This window comes from Thiofilum sp. (assembly GCF_016711335.1).
In the GTDB taxonomy this organism is placed as follows: domain Bacteria; phylum Pseudomonadota; class Gammaproteobacteria; order Thiotrichales; family Thiotrichaceae; genus Thiofilum.
In genome coordinates this window covers 3915987-3935124 of the sequence record NZ_JADJTF010000001.1, presented here as the reverse complement: position 1 = coordinate 3935124, position 19138 = coordinate 3915987, and the positions used below count along the sequence as shown (strand labels likewise).

14 protein-coding genes, 4 tRNA genes and 1 pseudogene are annotated in these 19138 nt (G+C 43.2%); 14 read left to right on the top strand and 5 right to left on the bottom strand.

The window, feature by feature from the left end:
• Positions 1-25: 25 nt before the first annotated feature.
• The 6 genes from IPL34_RS18405 (at position 26) to IPL34_RS18380 (ending at position 5556) form a co-directional block, all read left to right on the top strand.
• Positions 26-101 (top strand) — tRNA-Ala (locus IPL34_RS18405).
• Positions 102-124: 23 nt separating this feature from the next.
• Entirely contained in the window at positions 125-328 is a 204-nt protein-coding gene (locus IPL34_RS18400) for a hypothetical protein (protein ID WP_296842954.1), read from the top strand.
• A gap of 6 nt (positions 329-334) precedes the next feature.
• Positions 335-410 (top strand) — tRNA-Glu (locus IPL34_RS18395).
• Positions 411-438: 28 nt separating this feature from the next.
• Positions 439-514 (top strand) — tRNA-Glu (locus IPL34_RS18390).
• A gap of 28 nt (positions 515-542) precedes the next feature.
• Positions 543-618, top strand: a tRNA-Glu gene (locus tag IPL34_RS18385).
• A gap of 87 nt (positions 619-705) precedes the next feature.
• A complete protein-coding gene (locus IPL34_RS18380) occupies positions 706-5556 on the top strand; it encodes an MG2 domain-containing protein (RefSeq protein ID WP_296842953.1) in 4851 nt (1616 codons plus the stop codon).
• 64 nt (positions 5557-5620) lie between these two features.
• Here IPL34_RS18380 and IPL34_RS18375 read toward each other — a convergent pair whose 3' ends face one another.
• From IPL34_RS18375 to IPL34_RS18365, 3 genes are all read right to left on the bottom strand, one after another.
• Entirely contained in the window at positions 5621-7108 is a 1488-nt protein-coding gene (locus IPL34_RS18375) for an ATP-binding protein (protein ID WP_296842952.1), read from the bottom strand.
• 2 nt (positions 7109-7110) lie between these two features.
• A complete protein-coding gene (locus tag IPL34_RS18370) occupies positions 7111-7794 on the bottom strand; it encodes a response regulator transcription factor (protein WP_296842951.1) in 684 nt (227 codons plus the stop codon).
• 341 nt (positions 7795-8135) lie between these two features.
• On the bottom strand, positions 8136-8426 hold the full coding sequence (locus IPL34_RS18365) for a hypothetical protein (RefSeq protein WP_296842950.1): 291 nt from the start codon (positions 8424-8426) through the stop codon (positions 8136-8138).
• A gap of 290 nt (positions 8427-8716) precedes the next feature.
• Here IPL34_RS18365 and tnpA point away from each other — a divergent pair.
• Positions 8717-9144: pseudogene (tnpA, locus tag IPL34_RS18360) on the top strand (IS200/IS605 family transposase).
• A gap of 494 nt (positions 9145-9638) precedes the next feature.
• On the opposite strand, the gene purB reads toward tnpA, so the two are convergent.
• Together purB and nadB are read right to left on the bottom strand one after the other, a co-directional pair.
• Positions 9639-11006, bottom strand: a complete 1368-nt coding sequence (purB, locus tag IPL34_RS18355) for an adenylosuccinate lyase (protein WP_296842949.1) — start codon at positions 11004-11006, stop codon at positions 9639-9641.
• Positions 11007-11054: 48 nt separating this feature from the next.
• Complete coding sequence (nadB, locus tag IPL34_RS18350) at positions 11055-12662, bottom strand: L-aspartate oxidase (RefSeq protein WP_296842948.1); 1608 nt, start codon at positions 12660-12662, stop codon at positions 11055-11057.
• Positions 12663-12875: 213 nt separating this feature from the next.
• On the opposite strand from nadB, the gene rpoE reads away from it, so the two are divergent.
• The 7 genes from rpoE to lepA all read left to right on the top strand — a co-directional run bounded on the left by rpoE (position 12876) and on the right by lepA (position 19124).
• Entirely contained in the window at positions 12876-13454 is a 579-nt protein-coding gene (gene rpoE / locus IPL34_RS18345) for an RNA polymerase sigma factor RpoE (protein WP_296842947.1), read from the top strand.
• 34 nt (positions 13455-13488) lie between these two features.
• The gene (locus IPL34_RS18340) at positions 13489-14100 is read left to right on the top strand and encodes a sigma-E factor negative regulatory protein (RefSeq protein ID WP_296842946.1); all 612 of its coding nucleotides are present in this window, start codon (positions 13489-13491) and stop codon (positions 14098-14100) included.
• A gap of 53 nt (positions 14101-14153) precedes the next feature.
• Positions 14154-15017: a MucB/RseB C-terminal domain-containing protein gene (locus IPL34_RS18335; protein ID WP_296842945.1), complete on the top strand. Its 864-nt coding sequence runs from the start codon at positions 14154-14156 to the stop codon at positions 15015-15017.
• A gap of 95 nt (positions 15018-15112) precedes the next feature.
• Entirely contained in the window at positions 15113-15601 is a 489-nt protein-coding gene (locus IPL34_RS18330; RefSeq protein ID WP_296842944.1) for a SoxR reducing system RseC family protein, read from the top strand.
• 62 nt (positions 15602-15663) lie between these two features.
• Complete coding sequence (locus IPL34_RS18325; RefSeq protein WP_296842943.1) at positions 15664-17052, top strand: DegQ family serine endoprotease; 1389 nt, start codon at positions 15664-15666, stop codon at positions 17050-17052.
• A 16-nt stretch (positions 17053-17068) separates the two neighbouring features.
• Positions 17069-17323, top strand: coding sequence for a glutaredoxin family protein (locus IPL34_RS18320; protein ID WP_296842942.1), 255 nt, complete (start codon positions 17069-17071; stop codon positions 17321-17323).
• A complete protein-coding gene (gene lepA, locus IPL34_RS18315) occupies positions 17316-19124 on the top strand; it encodes a translation elongation factor 4 (RefSeq protein WP_296842941.1) in 1809 nt (602 codons plus the stop codon). Before IPL34_RS18320 ends, lepA begins: the two co-directional genes overlap by 8 nt.
• Positions 19125-19138: the final 14 nt, after the last annotated feature.

The following is a 19138-nucleotide window of genomic DNA, read 5'->3' as shown; positions in this document are numbered from 1 at the left end:
GGAAGAATACGCGCTTCCTTAATGTGGGGCTATAGCTCAGCTGGGAGAGCGCTACAATGGCATTGTAGAGGTCATCGGTTCGATCCCGTTTAGCTCCACCAACTTATCTCCGAACGAGGTTATTATGGTTCTGGTGGGTAAGATTGGATTGATTTTAGGTCTAATCATTACATTTTTAAGCCTAGTAGGCGGATTTAGTGCAATGTTTATGGACTATGATCAATTAGCGCAGTTTCTATTTATGGTGATTCCAGTAGGGTTTGTAATAACGTTTGCCGGATTAGCTACAGTAGTGTTGTTCGCACCGCGCGAAGGAAATAAACAATAAATCAGTGTCCCTATCATCTAGTGGCCTAGGATATCGCCCTTTCACGGCGAGTACCGGGGTTCGAATCCCCGTAGGGACGCCATTTTAAAGTTTACAAGCAGTCAATCAGTGTCCCTATCATCTAGTGGCCTAGGATATCGCCCTTTCACGGCGAGTACCGGGGTTCGAATCCCCGTAGGGACGCCATTTTAAAGTTTACAAGCAGTCAATCAGTGTCCCTATCATCTAGTGGCCTAGGATATCGCCCTTTCACGGCGAGTACCGGGGTTCGAATCCCCGTAGGGACGCCATCTTTCTTTTTATAGTCAATTTAGTTCCGTTTTCCTCTAACTGTTTTATAATCATTGCTTTGATAATAAAGCAGGTTGGTTCAGTGCATGAGTCTAGGGAAATTCTTATCTATGCTATTAGCCTTACTTTTAGGGTTGATGGCAAGCACTAGCTCCGCTGACACTAAGCCACCCTTCACTAATCACACGCTCCTCAACGAATTAGTTGTAATCGGTTTAACAGAGCAAACGATTGCCGATCAACCGGCTTTAGTGCTAACGTTTTCTAAGCCTTTGGATGAGTATCAAGAGCATGCTAATTTTATTACTACGACCTCTAATGGCATTCAAGTCAAAGGGACTTGGCAACTAGATCGTAACCCTAGACGACTTTATTTTACTGCAATCACGCCTAATACTCCTTATCGAGTGCAAATTCGTCCGGGTCTGAAGGCAGCCTCCAATAATTTAGTGCAGGCATTACCAGTCGATCTAGCATTACAAACTAAAATCGTAGAAACGCAATTTGATTTTAGTGCTCGTGCCAGCATCTTACCTACTCGTATCACTGAGGGGTTGGCGATTCGTAGTTTGAATGTGCCTGAACTAGATTTAGAATTCTTGCGCGTTGCCCCACAATATTTGCCTACTGTGATGGAGCAGCTAAAACTAGGTGAGGGGTTTAATGTTTATGATTTACATAATATTCGCCAATTTACTCATAGTGTGTATAGCACGCGCTTTTTGACCCAAGCACAACCTAATACGATTAAACAAAATATTTTGCCGGTAGAGAGTATTTCAGCTTTAAAAGCACCCGGTTTATATTTTGTAGTGATGCGTCAACCCGGCACATTTGGCGAACAAGCGTATCGAGTCACTTATTTTCTGGTATCGGATTTAGCCTTGCATGTCAGGCGCTATGCTCAGCAAATTGAGGTGTTTGCCCATACCTTGTCGAGTGGGCAAATTGTGCAAGATCTCTCCATCCAATTATATGGGGCTAATCAAACAGCTATTGTGAGAACTACCGATAGTAGTGGACGTGCTCATTTTAATACCATACCGCAGGGCGCTTTTTTAATTACGGCTTTACAGGGCAATGATTTAGCCTTTATTGATTTGCGAGATCCCGCTCTGCAATTAGATAAGACTATAGCGCTAGGTCAACCCGATCAGGCAGTGGATATATTTTTTTATAGCAGCCGTCGTTTGTTTCGCCCTAAAGATATAGTCGAGTTATTGTTTACTATCAGAGATAGGGATGGTTTACCCTTATCTACCCAAGAAGCCTATTTAAAACTCAAACGCCCTGATCAAAAAGTGATTTATGAGCAAAAACTCACAGCTCAAGCGAGTGAACTAGGCTTATTTAGCGATAGTTTTGAATTGCCTTATGATGCACCCAATGGCACTTGGTCGGTTGAGGTACGTTTAAACGAGGACGATCAGCAAGCGCTTAATCAATTTCATTTTGTAGTTCAAAGCTATACCCCTGAGTGGCTCACTCTACAGTTAAGTAGTTCAACACACGATAGCAGTACTACTAAAAAAATCATTTTAGCCTTACACGGTGAGACCTTTAATCATCAACTCGCCAGTGGGTATCAGGTTAAATTATTGCAAACGATGCAATTACAACACCAACCCTTAGCTAACGGCTTCTATTTTGGCGATGCCCGCGATAAAAATCATGTCCCTATTCAAGCGGAATCAGACCTCGTGCTTAATCAATCGGGTGGAGGGTTTTGGGAGGTTGATATGAACGCCTTTAAAATCAATACCCCGCTCCAGATTCAGTTTACGGCTCAGTTATTTGAGCCAAGTGGCTATAAAATTGAGCAGCAACTACAACAAAACTATTGGCCAGCCAATGCTTTAATCGGTATTAAACCTCTGTTTAAAGCCAATGCGCTAGAGGCTAATACCAAGGTACGTTTTGAGCTAGCCAAATGGGATCAAGCAGGGCAGCGCCTTAAATCAGCTAATGCAGCAGTAACCTTATTAAAAGCAGAACGTTATTATGCTTGGGATTATAGCCCCGAAGAAGGGTGGAAACAGGTAGCCAGTGAACAACTCATACCTTTAGAGCAACAACGCCTTGACTTAGCGGAGGATCAGTCCACCACAGTTGAGTTTAAGGTTGAGTCAGGTGAGTATTGGTTAGAAGTGGAAGATCCTGTCACCCAACTCAAAACCGCCTATCGTTTTGACGTGGGATGGCGTTGGCAAGGCGTTAATGCAGCTTTAGAGCCTTATGAAGTCAAAATGAGTTTAGACAAAGTGGCTTATAAAGCGGGGGAGGTGGCTCAGGTCACTATTACGCCTCCCTCAGCAGGGGATGCCATCTTAACAGTGGAAGGCGACCAATTATTATGGTCTAAGCAGGTACATATTCCAGCTCAGGGAGCCACCTTTACTATTCCGATTCAACGCAATTGGCAGCGCCATGATCTTTATATTAGTGCCTTATTATTACGCCCAGCCGATCCGGCACAAGCAGTGACACCTAATAGAGCTTTAGGGATTATTCATTTGCCACTAGATCGCTCAGAGCGTAATTTAGCGCTCACTATAGAAGCGCCTAACAAGGTTTTGCCTGAGCAATTAGTAAGCTTTAAAGTGAAAGCACATAATTTAAAGGATAAAAGTACCGTAGTATTTTTGGCGGCGGTGAATAGTAAGGTCATGCCTAATAAGCAAGAGGCAGCTTGGAATCCCGCTACCTATTATTTCTCCCCTAAGCGCTATGGTGTGGAGCACTATGATAGTTATGCCAAATTACTAACCACTCAGCAAGCTGGCTCCTATAGCAGTTCTGTTAGTCATCAAATACCTAACCTACTTAACTCTCAACGTGCCTTTAATCAACCCACTATTCAACATCTAGTGAGTAGCACAGTTCATTTTAATGAGCAGGGCGAAGCGGATATTAAGTTAACTATGCCGAGTGAATCAGGATCGTTCACTCTCACCGCAGTAGCCTTAGGCGAGGAGCAGTTAGGCGCTACGAGTCAAGAGTTAACCCTAGAAGCACCCGTGGAAATGACCACGCAAGCACCCAGCTTTTTAGCGGCTGAGGATACTACGCAATTAAAAGTACTTTTGGTCAATCAAACCGACCAAAGCCAAACCGTTAACTTGCGGATTGGCACGAATGATTTCCTATATTTAGCCACGACTTCAGATCATGAATATGTACTAGATAAGGGAGCTACTAAGACTGTAGTGCTACCTATTAAAGCCAGTCGGCGTTTTGGGCAGGGGATTATTGAGTTTGCTTTAGAGGGTAAGGGATTTACGCTGCATCGTAAATTTAATGTATTAGTACGCTCAGCTTATCCGCGTTTACAGCGCTCACGCTTGTATACCATTAGTAGTGAGGATGGTGCAGTTACCTTAGACAAAACCATTATTCAAAATTTACAAACCGACTCACTACGCGCACGCCTGACGTTAAGTAGCACACCTGAACTTAGTGTGCGGGCAGGGCTAGATGATTTACTCACTTATCCTTACGTCTCGTTAGAGGCAATGGTTAGCAAAAATTACCCTTATCTGTTTTTAGATCCTAGTTGGGCTAATAATCTAGGGCTAATACCTTTGTCGTTAGTGAGTCGAGAGCTGTACATAAGAAATGCAATGGCACAGTTAAGTAGCCTGCAATTAACCAATGGGGGCTTTGCTGCATGGAGCGGTCATATGATCGCTGACCCTTGGTTAAGCGCTTATGTCGCTGACTTTTTATTAGATGCTAAGGAGCAAGGGTTTGTAGTACCGGATTATTTATTAAATGGGGTCTTGGATTATTTAGAAACTCAATTGTCCTTAGGGGTAGTTAATGTAGCTACTAAGGGAGTGGATAATCCTGAGCATTTAGCGTTTGCCATTAAAGCGTATAGTGCTTATGTATTATCGCGTATGAATCGTGTGAGTTTGGGTAATCTCAGGGCTTGGTACGATCAAGATCATAAAAAAGCGCTATCAGGTTTACCTCTAGTGCATCTGGGTTTAGCACTTTATCAACGCACGGATGGGCAGCGTAGCCGAGAAGCATTTGACTTAGCTTTAGAGCTGAAGCGTGATGATACCTTACAGTTAGGTGATTATGGCAGTGCTATCCGTGATCAGGCTTGGCTGATGGCTTTATTGCTTAAGTATCAGCACAGTATTCCTGCTTTAGCGGAGCGCATTAAAGAACTCAATCGCCAAATCTATGTACGTAATTACTATACTACTCAAGAGCAATGGGCTTTTTTCCAGCTAGGGCAGCAGTTAAATGCGACTCAAAGTTTACCTACGTGGAGTGCGCAATTTATGTTGCAGTCTAGGGGCTTAAGCGTTAATCAGAAAGGGGCCTATCGTTTAGATATTTCAGCGCGTGAATTAAATGCCGGAGTAGCAGTAAAAGCAGAACCTAACTCATCGGTGCATGCCACTTTAGAAGTGCAGGGTTATCCACAACCACCTTTAGCTGAAAAAAAGGATTTTTTCCAAATTCAGCGCACTTTATATGATATTACGGGTAGGAAAAAACCTTTAGCCTCCTTTCAAGTAGGTGATCTAGTGGTAGTACATTTACAGTTGAATGCCAATGAGGAAGTAGCTCAGGCATTGGTAGTCGATTTATTACCCGGAGGCTGGGTATTAGATCAACGCTTAGTGAGTGCTGTACCGGAGGTAGTGAGTTTAACGCTAGAGGGACGGGACAAACCTATTGGTCAGTTGCTAGAAACCACACCTTTACTTACTGAGCAGTTAGCCCAAGACCGTTATTGGGCGGTATTACCTTTGAACAAGAAAGTACCGCATCATGTGTTGTATTTAGCGCGGGTTGCCTCTGAGGGTGAGTTTAGACAGCCACCTAGCTTAGTCACAGATATGAGCTATCCGGAGCGTTTAGGGATTGGTGTGGGAGTAGAACGCTTTGTTATTAACAGTGCAGGTTCAGATCAGTAGCTGACCTCACTCAACTATAGGACATTAACGGCTGGCGCTAATGTCCTTATCTGATGGAATGGGATTAAATAGGTAAGTGGAGACGTACTCGTGCACCTACTTGAGGGGATACCAGCAGTTCGATTTTTCCACCCACGGCTGAAATAATCTCGGTACTCACAGCTAGACCGATACCTTGACCTTCACTTTTACTGTCTTCACGAATACCGCGTTGCAATAGTTTTGCAGGGTTTTCACTCGGGAAGCCCATGCCATCGTCATCAATATCAATAATCAACATGCCTTCACTAATATGAGCAGAGACTTCTACCAATTGATCGCAAAAGCGGCAAGCATTACTGAGTAGATTACCCATTAACTCCATTAAATCTTCAGCATCAAGGCGGCATTTAGCGTAATCATCGACCAGAATACGAATTTCAAAGGCTTTATCGCGGTAAACCTTTTTCATCGTCTCAGCCAAACGTAATAACACGGGGCGGACTGGTTGAGAAATAATGATAGCGCTTTGGCTGGTAACCATAGCTTTGCGGAGCTGACGTGAAATGATTTCCTGCATATAGTCGACTTGACCGGCTATATCCGTTAGTACAGCTTGTAAACGGTTAGGGTCTTGATTGCCAACATCAATCTGAGAGCGAATAGCCGCTAGCGGTGTTTTCAGGCTATGAGCTAGATCGTCTAATGAGTCTTTGTAGCGCTGTTTTTGTCCTGATTCATGGCTAATCAAGGCATTAATGGTGTTTTTGATCGGCGTGAGCTCTTCGGGGTAATCATCTACGATTAATTCTTGCTCGCCTAATTGAATAGAGTGCACTTCCTCTTCAAATTCTTTAATAGGAGAGACTACCCAGAAACTAGAGGCTAATTGGGCAATTAAAATCAATACTACAGAAACGAAGAAGAGTACCGCGAAACGTACCCTAAGATCGCTCATCTCTTTATTAACCGCCTCCAAGGATTGAGCGACAACAAAGATATAATCACCATAGTTGTAGGTAAAGCGCTGTAAGGCTACTTGGTATTCGTCATTGGTATATTTATTTCTGGTAGTACTAGGGGAGGAAGAGGGGTTATCCGTTTTAGTTTCGGGGGTATCAATGGGGCGTAAAATACGCACGATGGATTTAGCACCCGCATTTTTTAAGGTTTCATCGTTACGAATTTCATCAAAATCAAAATAAGCCACTAATGCTTTGACATTAGCATTTAAGTTGTTTTCATAGTCTTCATAGTGTGAACTCCAAACAATACTGCGTGTAGTAAGATCATAAATATAAGCAAAGTGCTCACGCTCACCCGTGATACCAAAGCGCTCTCCACCGATAAAATGCGAAGCTTCCTGAGCCAGATTCTCCACTATTTTAAAGCGCCCGTGATCAAACTCTAGAAAACCTAAAATACTCAAAGCAGTACGTTGTAGCTCTTGGCTGGAATCTTCTTTTTTGCGCTCATAAAGACTTAAGTGCAGTAATACCCCCAACACTAAAATACCGACCACAATAATACTAAAGCCACTGACTAGCTGGCGGCTACGCAGTGAACTACTCATAGTTATGGGTTAGTCCTTTCTAGAGTAAAGCGGTAACCACGACCTCTTAACGTTTCAATCGGTTTAATGATTTCGTCAGGGTCGAGTTTAAGGCGTAGTCTACGAATAAAGACCTCGATGACATTACTATCTCGATCAGTATCTTCTTCATACAAACTATCAGTGAGACGTGTTTTAGAAACTACTTCACCAGCATGTAGCATCAAATACTCAAGAACACGATATTCATAGGCCGTGAGAATGATTTCACGATCCTCAATATAGACGCGCTGCTCTGAAGTGTTAAGGCGAATGGGAGGACAACAGAGTTCTGCTTGAGTCCAGCCCGTTTTGCGGCGTAATAAGGCTCGCAAACGCACCGAAAGTTCTTCAGCATGTACTGGCTTTACTAGATAGTCGTCAGCACCAGCCTCTAATACTTCAACCTTAGATTCCCATCGTTCCCGCACCGTCAGGGCAACAATCGGATAATCAAGACCTTTGGCTCTGACATTGCGGATAATATCTATTCCCGATACATGAGGGAGGCCCAGATCCACAATAGCAATGTCAATAGGATATTCGGTGGCGATATAAAGACCTTGAGCACCATCAGCCGCAGCATCGACTGTGAATCCCGCCCGTTTTAGATCTTCTACGATTTTTTCCCGTAAGAGGGCAATATCTTCAACAACAAGTACGCGCATAGCTTGATATCTTTATTACTAATAAAAAGTTTATTTTTGGCATAGTTCGTTCAACACAGCCTTCACCCCTTGAAAGGTCTGTATTGAACTTAATCATACACGCTTGATTCAGAATAAAAAACTACCAAGCATGATTTATAGCGTAATCTAACCTTAATCTAGAGCTAGGTAGTGATCTTAACATGATGATTAACAGTAAATAAGTTATTAAAACCAGCGCTCTAGTGATAGTGCTATAAAGTATAAATAATAGCCTTACCTCATTAAGAGTACTAGGCAGTGAACCTAGGCCGCAGATGAATACCTAGGCTCAATAATAAATTTAAGAGAGATCCGTTGATTTAGAAAGTACAAGTAACATGGATGGTTTTAAACTCGCTTTTCTCGGTAAGCAATTTCACAACGTGGCAATCCTCACCTCCTTTCTTATCTTTACTAATGGATAAAATACGACCGTCGTATTGGCGTTTTATTTCTACTACTACGTCCCCTTTAGTTAAGGCAGCGCCACCAGGACCTCGTTTTAGATCAATTTTCTCCGCTCCGGCATCTATTGCTTGTGCAGTGTGCCAAATACTGCACCCCAACAGCAATAATACAACCGTAGAGCGAATAACTAAGTTATGCTTCATAACATTCCCCTGTCAGCAAGATTTAAATGGCATTTAGCCCTGATGCCCTTGTTTTAAAGTTCAAAAGTTAAATTAAGGTAGCATCAAAAAAACTATTATAAAGTAGTGAATGGTAAATAAATTTACCTTAATTTAACATTAATAGTTCAAGTTGACCACTAGGTCATATTTTTTTCTTATTTAAAGATAAATTTTTATTAGTCCGTCTTCAAGGTTAAAACCACCGTCTTTAGACGGTCAGATTTATCTGCGATACTAGCTGGATGAAGGTTGGCATGAGGTCGTGAGAGATGGAGTATCGGTATGGAAGCCACACCGTCTACCGGATTGAGTATCACTTTGTATTTGTGACGAAATACCGCTATCCGGTACTGAAAGGGGATGTGGGGTTAAAGATACGGGAGTTGATCCGTCAAACCTGTCAAGCCTTTGAGATAGAAATAGTGAAGGGGTGGTGAGCAAGGATCATGTGCATTTGTTGTTATCGGTGCCACCGGAGCTAGCACCGAGCGAGATCATGCGCCGAATTAAGGGTCGAAGTGCGGCAAAAATCTTTGAAAGCTACCCGGATTTAAGAAAGCGGTATTGGGGACAGCATTTTTGGGCGCGGGGTTATTTTTGTGCGACTTCAGGGGAATTGAGTGCTGAGATGATTAAGGCGTATTTAGAGCATCACTTTGAACCGAGGTTAGAGGATAACTTTAAGACAGAAGGCTAGACGGGTCTATTCGACCCGTATCCGGACTTTAGTCCTTTTAGCGAACCCTTCAGCTTTAGCTGATGGTTGTTAAGTATCAATGCTTAAAGAGACCCGCTTAGAAAAAGTATTAAGCTAGATGATTAAAGCAATAAAAGTGAATTAACTATCAGCTAGGGTGAGAGAGCTTTAATTTTAACCCTATGATTTTTTTGTTGTTTTTATAAAACCTTTTTTAATAAAAAATATATTTGTCAATATCAACATTTAATCAAAATAGGGGTAGATTTAGCATGCCTAGGAAGGGGGGTTCTAATGCAGGATGAGGCTAAATGACTTGCTTTTAGGGTGAGCGTGTATAAGACCCATGGCTTATAGGGTAATAGGTGAGTTAGTTAATTATTAACAAATAAGTGCACAATAGAAAAGTTAAAACAATTTAATAAAAACCTAATAAAAGAGGTTTTAAATTCATTTAATTAAAACCTCTTCAGATCAAGTGGGGTTCATTTAAGCTATCGAATTTGTGCTTGTTGAATAGCGCTACCTAAATAAGTAGAGGGGGTTAGCTTTAATAAATCTGCTTTGACGGTATCTGGTAAGGCTAAGCCTGCTATAAATTGCTGGAGTAGGGCGGGCGTAATTTTTTGCCCACGAGTCAAGGCTTTGAGTTTTTCATAGGGCTGTTCAATCCCGTAACGACGCATGACGGTTTGAATGGGTTCGGCTAATACTTCCCAGTTTTGCTCTAATTCAGCTGTGAGATGCGCTTGATTCACTTCCAGTTTATTTAAGCCTTTTTGTAGGGACTGATAACCAATTAAACTATGCCCTAAACCCACGCCCAGTGTGCGTAATACAGTGGAGTCTGTTAGGTCGCGTTGCCAACGCGAAATGGGTAATTTTTGTGCTAAATGAGTCATTAGAGCATTCGCAATACCAAAATTACCTTCAGCATTTTCAAAATCAATAGGGTTTACTTTATGTGGCATAGTGGATGAACCCACCTCGCCTGCAATGACCTTTTGCTTAAAGTGCCCCAAAGCAATATAGCCCCAAATATCACGACTCAGATCGATTAGAATAGTGTTAATACGCACTACATTATCAAATAACTCAGCAATATAATCATGAGGTTCAATCTGAGTAGTATAGGGGTTCCACTTTAGCCCCAAACTGCTGACGAAGTTTTCCGCAAATTCTGCCCACTGAATAGTAGGGTAGGCACTCAAGTGTGCATTATAGTTGCCGACGGCTCCATTGATTTTACCCAGATACTCTATGCGCTCTAACTGTTGGAGTTGACGCTGTAAACGATACACCACATTGGCAAATTCCTTACCTAAAGTGGTAGGGGATGCAGGTTGTCCATGGGTTCTAGAAAGCAGAGGAATCGCCGCATAATCGTGTGCTTGAGAAGTGAGCTTAGTCAAAGTAGCCTGCAATATAGGCTTAATCACTTGCTCTATGCCGCCTTTAAGCATTAACGCATGTGACAGATTATTAATATCTTCAGAGGTACAGGCAAAGTGAATAAACTCACTAACTTGAGCTAATTTTGGTTGAGCTGCGATTTTTTCCTTTAGAAAATACTCAACGGCTTTTACATCATGGTTGGTAGTGCGTTCAATAGTTTTAATGCGCTCAGCATCGGCATTATTAAACTGCGCGATGATTTGTTGTAAAAACTGCTTAGCATCAGCACTGAAACTAGGTACTTCAGGAATGTCGGCACAATCAGCGAGGGCTTGCAGCCAATGAATTTCCACTAATACACGATGATAAATCAACCCATACTCACTAAACCAAGGGCGTAAGGCGGCTGTTTTATCAGCATAGCGTCCGTCTAGGGGAGAGATTGCCGTGAGTGCACTGAGATTCATACCTTAGCCTATGTACTTAAGTTTAGGGGGCAGCATCATACAGTAATTTCAGTGCCAATAGTAAGCACTAAGTGGATCAAGCACTGTAGGTAAACCATCTAATTGTGGATCACGCGTAGGATAATCAAGTGTATAATGCAAGCCTCGACTTTCATGCCGCATCAGAGCGGAACGAATAATTAAGGATGCTACCAAGGTTAGGTTACGTAACTCAACTAAATCACTGGTTAAAGAGAAATGGGCATAGTATTCATTAATCTCACTTAATAATAAGCGCACACGATTCTGCGCCCGTTGCAAGCGTTTGGTCGTGCGTACTATCCCCACATAATCCCACATAAAGCGTCTTACCTCATCCCAGTTATGGTGAATAACTACATTCTCATCAGAGTCAATCACACGACTATCATCCCAAGCAGGTATGGGGGGGAGGGGAGGGAATACCTTATCGTGAAACTGTTTAGTAATATCTTGGCTAGCGGCTTGACCTAGTACAATACATTCCAAAAGCGAATTACTCGCTAGGCGATTGGCGCCATGTAGTCCGGTGTAGGCGCTTTCACCGATACAATATAATTGCGCTAAATCTGTGCGCCCCGTGAGGTCAGTAATAACGCCCCCACAGGTATAGTGTGCAGCAGGTACTACCGGAATAGGCTCTTTAGTCATGTCATAACCAAAGCTTAAGCACATTTCATACAAATTAGGAAAATGCTGAATAATAAAATTACGCGATTTGTGGCTAATATCTAAAAAAACACTATTGATGCCCAAGCGCTTGATTTCATGATCAATGGCACGCGCCACTATATCGCGTGGAGCGAGTTCGGCACGCGGATCAAATTGTGGCATAAAACGCGTACCATCTGGCAAAAGTAATAGACCACCTTCACCTCGTACCGCTTCTGTAATCAGTTGTGACTTGGCTTGGGGATGATACAAACAGGTCGGATGGAACTGCATAAATTCCATATTAGCCACCCGACAGCCTGCTCTCCAAGCCATCGCAATGCCATCACCACTGGCTCCGTCTGGATTACTGGTATATAGATACACCTTACTAGCGCCTCCAGTGGCTAGAATAGTGACTTGTGCACCCATGGATTTAATCAGGTCTTGTTGTTTATCCAAGACATAAGCACCTACACAACGATTGACGCGTTTGCCTAATTTTCGAGTGGTGATCAGATCAATAGCAATGTGGTGCTCTAATACCTCAATATTAGAACGTTGCCGGACGGAGGTGAGTAAAGTAGTTTCAATAGCGGCTCCACTGGCATCAGCCGCATGTGCCACACGCCGATGGCTATGCCCTCCCTCACGAGTCAAATGCAAAGGAGCATTGGATTGATTATTTTCACGGGTGAAAGGAACACCTAGATTAACCAGCCACTGTACGGCACGGCGGCTATTTTCTACTATAAAACGCACTGCCTCTGGATCACATAAGCCAACTCCCGCATCTAAAGTGTCAGCAATATGCGCGGCAAAACTGTCATCTTCATCCATTACCCCCGATATACCCCCCTGAGCATAAACCGTACTGCCTTCTGTAGCCTCTTCTTTGCTCAGTATGGCAATACTTAAATAGCTAGGTAGGCTCAATGCTAGTGTTAAACCAGCAGCTCCACTACCAATGATTAATACATCATACATATATTTTATGCCTCAACTGGGTGGGGGATTGTATTCTATTCCTTGTGACGACAGGTTAGCATATAGCGCCTATAAATAAGCATGTTGATTTTGCAGATAAGAGTCAAACCAGTAGCGCACTGCGCATTAGAGTGCATTTACTATTTGTCTCTTGACTATTAGCAATCCCGCCTACGATGTTATGACTATAAGTAATTAAGGAGTAGCCTCCTAATGGAGCAAAGCCAAACCGATCTGGAACTGGTAATGAGAGTTCAGGCGGGTGATAAAAAGTCGTTTGATCTACTGGTTTTGAAATACCAACATCGGGTCGTTAGTCTAGTTCATCGCTATGTGCGTGATGATGATTTAGCCTTTGATGTGGCGCAAGAAACCTTTATTAAAGCCTATCGTGGATTAAAAAATTTTCGTGGTGAAAGTGCGTTTTATACGTGGCTGTATCGAATCGCTATAAATACCGCCAAAAATTATTTAGTATCCGAGGGACGGCGTGCACCGAGTGTCGATATTGATGCAGATGAAGCGGAACAATATGAGGGTGAGTCTGCTCTAAAAGAGTATGGGACGCCCGAGCATGAGTTATTACGCGAGGAAATTGAACTAGCGGTAAGTACTGCTATCGAAGCTTTGCCCGAAGATCTTAAGACCGCCATTTTACTGCGTGAGATTGAGGGTATGAGTTATGATGAGATTGCGCTGGTGATGGATTGTCCTATTGGTACGGTGCGTTCGCGGATTTTCCGTGCTCGAGAGGCAATTGATAAAGTACTGAAACCACTCTTGGAAGATTAAAGAAAGTGGTCTGGAAAGCTTAGGTGAAATGCAAATGAATGTGACTAAATACGAATTATTATCGGCCTTATTAGATGATGAGGCGGGTGATTTTGAGCGCCGTCGCCTATTAAACGAACTCAAACAAGATGATGAATTAGTAGCGACGTGGAGGCGCTATGCTTTAACGGGTGAGGTATTGCGTAAGAGCCATGCCCCTGTGCAAAAAAGAGATTTCCTAGCCGGTATTCATGCGGCTATTGATGATGAGATTGCCACCCCTAATATTGTCCCTACTCCGATAGTAACAGAAGCCAACCTAGCCAAAGTCACACCGATGTGGCGCACGGTCATGCAGTACGGGGCAGCCGCTAGTTTAGGGGCGGTAATCATGGCGGCAGGGTTGATGTTCAATAACGCTGCAAACACTCCTAACCCTGTGGCTGAGGTAGCTGTTAGTGCTCCCGTTACGCCCGTAGTCGTTCAAGCGGTTGCCTTCAATACGGCTGAACTTCCTGTAGCGCCCTCTGCAAAAACAGCCCGTTCTATTAGCCGTCTCGATCCTAAAACGCAAGCCTTATTGAGATCGTATATTAAAGATCATATTCGTTATGCTTCGACTACCAGTGTAGTTCCCACAGTACGCGCCGTGTCTTACAACCAATGAGCAATAGTGTGAATAAAATATCTCTGTTAGCCAAGCTAGGTTTGTGCCTGAGTATGAGTACAGTTGAGGTAGCAGCCGCTGATTCTGCTTTGGATTTATTAGAGCTGATGCAATCCTCGGCGCGGCAACTGAATTATCAAGGTAAGCTGGTTTATCAACAAGATAGTAATTTAGCTACCTTTAGAATTACGCACTCCTCACAAGGTGGAGAAGAAAGTGTAGTTTATCTAGATCCTAAAACGGGTCGAGATGTAGCTAGTACTCCAGAGGAAGCAAAAAGCTTTTCTTTGTCTACTTATAATAAACTCCAGCCTCAAACTCAAAAAGCTTACTCATTTGATTTAGGTGCACAGGAGTGGGTAGCTAATATTGAATGCCAAGTGGTGGTAGCACGTCCTAAAGATGCAATGCGTTATTTACATCGCTATTGCATCGATCCACACACGGGCATGTTATTAAAGTATTCGCTGATGGATCGCAATAAAGCTGTGGTTGAGCAATTAATGTTTACCGAAATTGAGTTGACCACAGAGCCTACCGCTACCGCTGCTGAGTCAGAAGGGAGGGTAGATGCAGTTGCATTAGCCGCCGCTCCAGTCTTAGATGCAGTGCCTCTAGAACAAAACAATACCCATAGTTGGAGCTTTGCTAAGTTACCCTTAGGCTTTGAGAAAATTGCTGAAATTCAACAGTCTGCCACTAGAACGCAAATTATTGTTTCTGATGGCATGACCTCAGTTTCTATCTTTGCGGATAGCAAAGGAGAGGATGAGGGTTTGGCGGCGCAATCGATCTATACTTCGGGGGCGATGAATATATTGACCCGTGAAGTTGGCAACTATATGATCACATTGATGGGGGAAGTGCCAGAGTCAACTTTAGAAGCTATTGTAGATGGGCTTAAATATACCCCTTAATCACCTATAGAATTGCTCAATACTCAAACGTTATCTCAGCCTCTGAGTCAGCCTGTGGGCAATTTGCTAATAACAACAATATGGGGGCGCTGACCATGATTGAACAACATGCGGTCATCATCGCTAATGAACCGGGTTATGCTTGGGTAATGCCTCAAGATAGCCACTCTTGCCAAACCTGTACCAATGCCAAAAGCACTTGCTCTAGTTTATCCTTAACCGAATGGCTACGCCCTAAACAGCAAGCCGTCAAGGTAATGAATCCGGTGTATGCCAAAGTGGGTGAGCAAGTCGTGGTAGGTTTAAAAAGTGAAGCTTTTTTATTTTACTCATTACTGGCTTATGCACTACCCTTGTTGGGTTTGTTAATCGCTGCTTTATTAGGATCTTATATATTTAGCCTATTAGATTGGAATAGCGATATAGGGGCTATGCTGGCAGGTGCTATTGGGTTAGGAGTGGGGTTGAGATTGGCTCATTATTTAGCAAGTTGGTCGAAACACCTAGAACACTTTCAACCCGTTATTTTGCGTAAACAAAATGAGATTCACTCTATACACTTTCATAGCGCTAACCTGAAGTAACAGCATAAAATAATAATAAGCCGAAAGTATTAGAGCACGAATAGGCAGTCAGGAGCAGTTTGATGTATCAACGTTGGTTTGGGTTGATTCTAGGGTTATGTTTGTTTACCCATTCTGTAGGAGCGCATAATCTCCCGCAATTTACACAGCTAGTAAAGCGTGCCAGTCCGGCGGTGGTTAATATTACGACGCAAAGTACTAATCTCGCCCCTGATCAAACCGATCCCCTTAATTCCGAGCAGTTATTTGACGAATTATATCGGCGCTTTTTTGATGAGCGCGGACAATCAGTCCCCTTTGATACCAATCCGCGTGGTTCTGGTTTTATCTTATCTGCCGATGGCTATATTGTGACTAATCATCATGTCGTGGCTAAGGCGAGTGAAATTACGGTAAAACTTAGTGATAGACGCGAATTTAAGGCGCAGTTGATTGGTAGTGACTTACGTACTGATGTCGCATTGCTTAAAGTGAGTGCTAAAAATTTACCAACGGTTAAATTGGGTAATTCAGATCGTCTCGAAGTGGGGGAATGGGTATTAGCGATTGGTTCCCCGTTTGGCTTTGATCACAGTGCCACCTCGGGGATTGTGAGTGCTTTAGGGCGTAATTTGCCGAGCGATAATTACGTACCTTTTATTCAAACCGATGTAGCCATCAATCCGGGCAATTCTGGTGGTCCTTTATTTAACTTAGCCGGTCAAGTAGTGGGTATTAACTCGCAAATCTACAGTCGTTCGGGAGGCTTTATGGGGGTGTCCTTTGCTATCCCTATTAAAGTGGCTATGAGTGTGATTGAACAGCTTAAAACTCAGGGCTATGTGTCACGCGGATGGTTGGGAGTCTATATCCAAGATGTAGATCAAGAACTGGCAGAGTCTTTTAATTTATTAAAGCCCACCGGTGCATTAGTTGCACAGGTGACCGAAGGTGGACCTGCTGAAGGGATACTCCATATTGGAGATGTGATTTTAGAGTTTAATGGTAAACCGGTACCGAATGCTGCGGTATTACCTTCCATAGTGGGTATGACTGCCGCAGGAACGCCAGTTTATCTCACTATTATGCGCGATGGACAACGCCAAACACTGAGCTTAGTGGTGAGTGAGTTACCCGCTCCTGAATTACCGGTCGAGGATTTAATGCCTCCTGCACAACCTGAACCTATGTCAGCTAGCACCTTATTAGGTATGGAGCTAAGTGAATTAAATCATAAAGATAAGCAAGTGCTGAAGCTCAAACAGGGAGTGGCAGTCGATAAAGTAGTGAGTGAGCCTGCTCTTTCAGCCAAAATAGAGGCGGGTGATATTCTGACGCTAATCGATGGCAAACCTATTCATTCTCGCGCACAATTAGCCACTTTAGTCCAAAACTTGCCCCGCGCACGCATGATTCCCTTATTAGTCAATCGGCAGGGCGCGGCGCGTTTTATTGCCTTGAAAGTAAATTAAACCGAGTAGTCCACGATTGATTCAAGCAAAAAACCTCGTAACCGTGTATTATCGCCCCGGCTGTCATTTATGTGATGATATGATAGCCGCTTTGCAAGGTCTGCAAAGTGAATTGAATTTTGACATTAAACTGTCTGACATTGATCAAGCCGAACCAATGATTCGCCAACGTTATCATGTAGATATTCCTGTGGTGGAATACGAAGGTGAAGTATTGTGTTATCACTTTTTTGATGAGCAGGCATTGAGGCTAGCATTGCAGCATGAGTGAAGCGAATCAAAATATCCGTAATTTCTCCATTATTGCCCATATTGATCATGGTAAGTCCACCTTATCGGATCGTTTTATTCAGGTCTGTGGTGGTTTAACTGACCGTGAAATGTCGGAGCAAGTACTCGACTCAATGGATTTAGAGCGTGAACGCGGTATTACTATTAAGGCACAAAGTGTCTCCCTCAATTACACCAGTAAAAAAACAGGCGAGACCTACGAGCTAAATTTCATTGATACGCCGGGGCATGTGGATTTTTCTTATGAAGTATCGCGCTCTTTAGCAGCCTGTGAGGGAGCATTATTAGTCGTTGATGCCTCTCAAGGGGTGGAGGCGCAAAGTGTTGCCAATTGCTACACCGCGATTGATTTAGACCTTGAGGTGGTTCCGGTACTCAATAAAATTGATCTACCTGCTGCTGATCCTGAACGTGTCAAGGTAGAGATTGAAGAAATCATCGGCCTAGATGCCCATGATGCAGTGGTTTGTAGTGCTAAGACAGGGATTGGTATTGAAGAGGTGCTCGAACAAATAGTAGAGCGTATCCCACCGCCTAAAGGTGATCCTGAAGCTCCTCTAAAAGCCCTTATTGTCGATTCATGGTTTGATAACTATGTGGGTGTAGTGTCGCTGATTCGTATTAAAGATGGTGAGATTCGCAAAAAGCAAAAAATTAAAGCGATGGCGACCGGACGTGAGTTCCAAGTCGAGCGGGTGGGTATTTTTACTCCCAAAATGACGGATACGGAAATCTTACGTGCAGGTGAGGTGGGTTTTCTCATTGCAGGCATTAAAGAGCTAGACGGCGCTAAAGTCGGTGATACTTTCACCGATGCGCAGCGTCCCGCTGATAAGCCTTTGCCCGGATTTAAAGAGATTCAGCCGCGCGTCTTTGCGGGTATATTCCCAGTAGAGTCCGATGCGTATGAAGATTTACGTGAAGCCTTACAAAAGCTCAATCTCAATGACTCAGCCTTATACTATGAGCCTGAAACCTCTCAAGCCTTAGGTTTTGGGTTCCGCTGTGGCTTTTTAGGGATGCTGCATATGGAGATCGTGCAAGAACGCTTAGAGCGTGAGTATGATCTAGATCTGATTACTACCGCCCCTACTGTTGTGTATCAAGTGATCACCACCGCAGGCGAAACCCTAGAGATTCATAATCCGGCACAGTTACCGGCGGTCACCAGTATTAAAGAAATCCGCGAACCGATTATTAAAGGCACGATTTTAGTCCCACAAGAATATGTGGGTAATGTCATGAATCTGTGTATTGAAAAACGTGGTACTCAAACTCAAATGCAGTTCCTCGGTAATCAAGTCACGCTGAATTATGATTTGCCTTTAAATGAGGTAGTACTGGATTTCTTTGATCGTTTGAAATCAGTAAGTCGTGGTTATGCGTCGTTTGATTATCAACTAGACCGTTTTGAAGAAGCACCTATGGTTAAAGTAGATATTTTAATCAATGGTGATCGAGTCGATGCTTTATCTCTTATGGTACATAAAGCGTTTGCCCAGCAACGCGGGCGCGAGTTAACCGAGCGCATGAAGGATATTATCCCGCGTCAAATGTTTGAAGTAGCAATTCAAGCCGCGATTGGCACTAATATTATTGCCCGCACGACCGTCAAAGCCTTACGTAAAAACGTATTGGCTAAGTGTTATGGTGGCGATGTGAGCCGTAAGCGTAAATTATTGGAAAAGCAAAAAGCGGGTAAAAAGCGCATGAAACAAGTGGGTAATGTTGAAATCCCACAAGAGGCGTTTCTAGCAGTACTCAAAGTCGGCGATAAGTAATTAATAATGGAAAC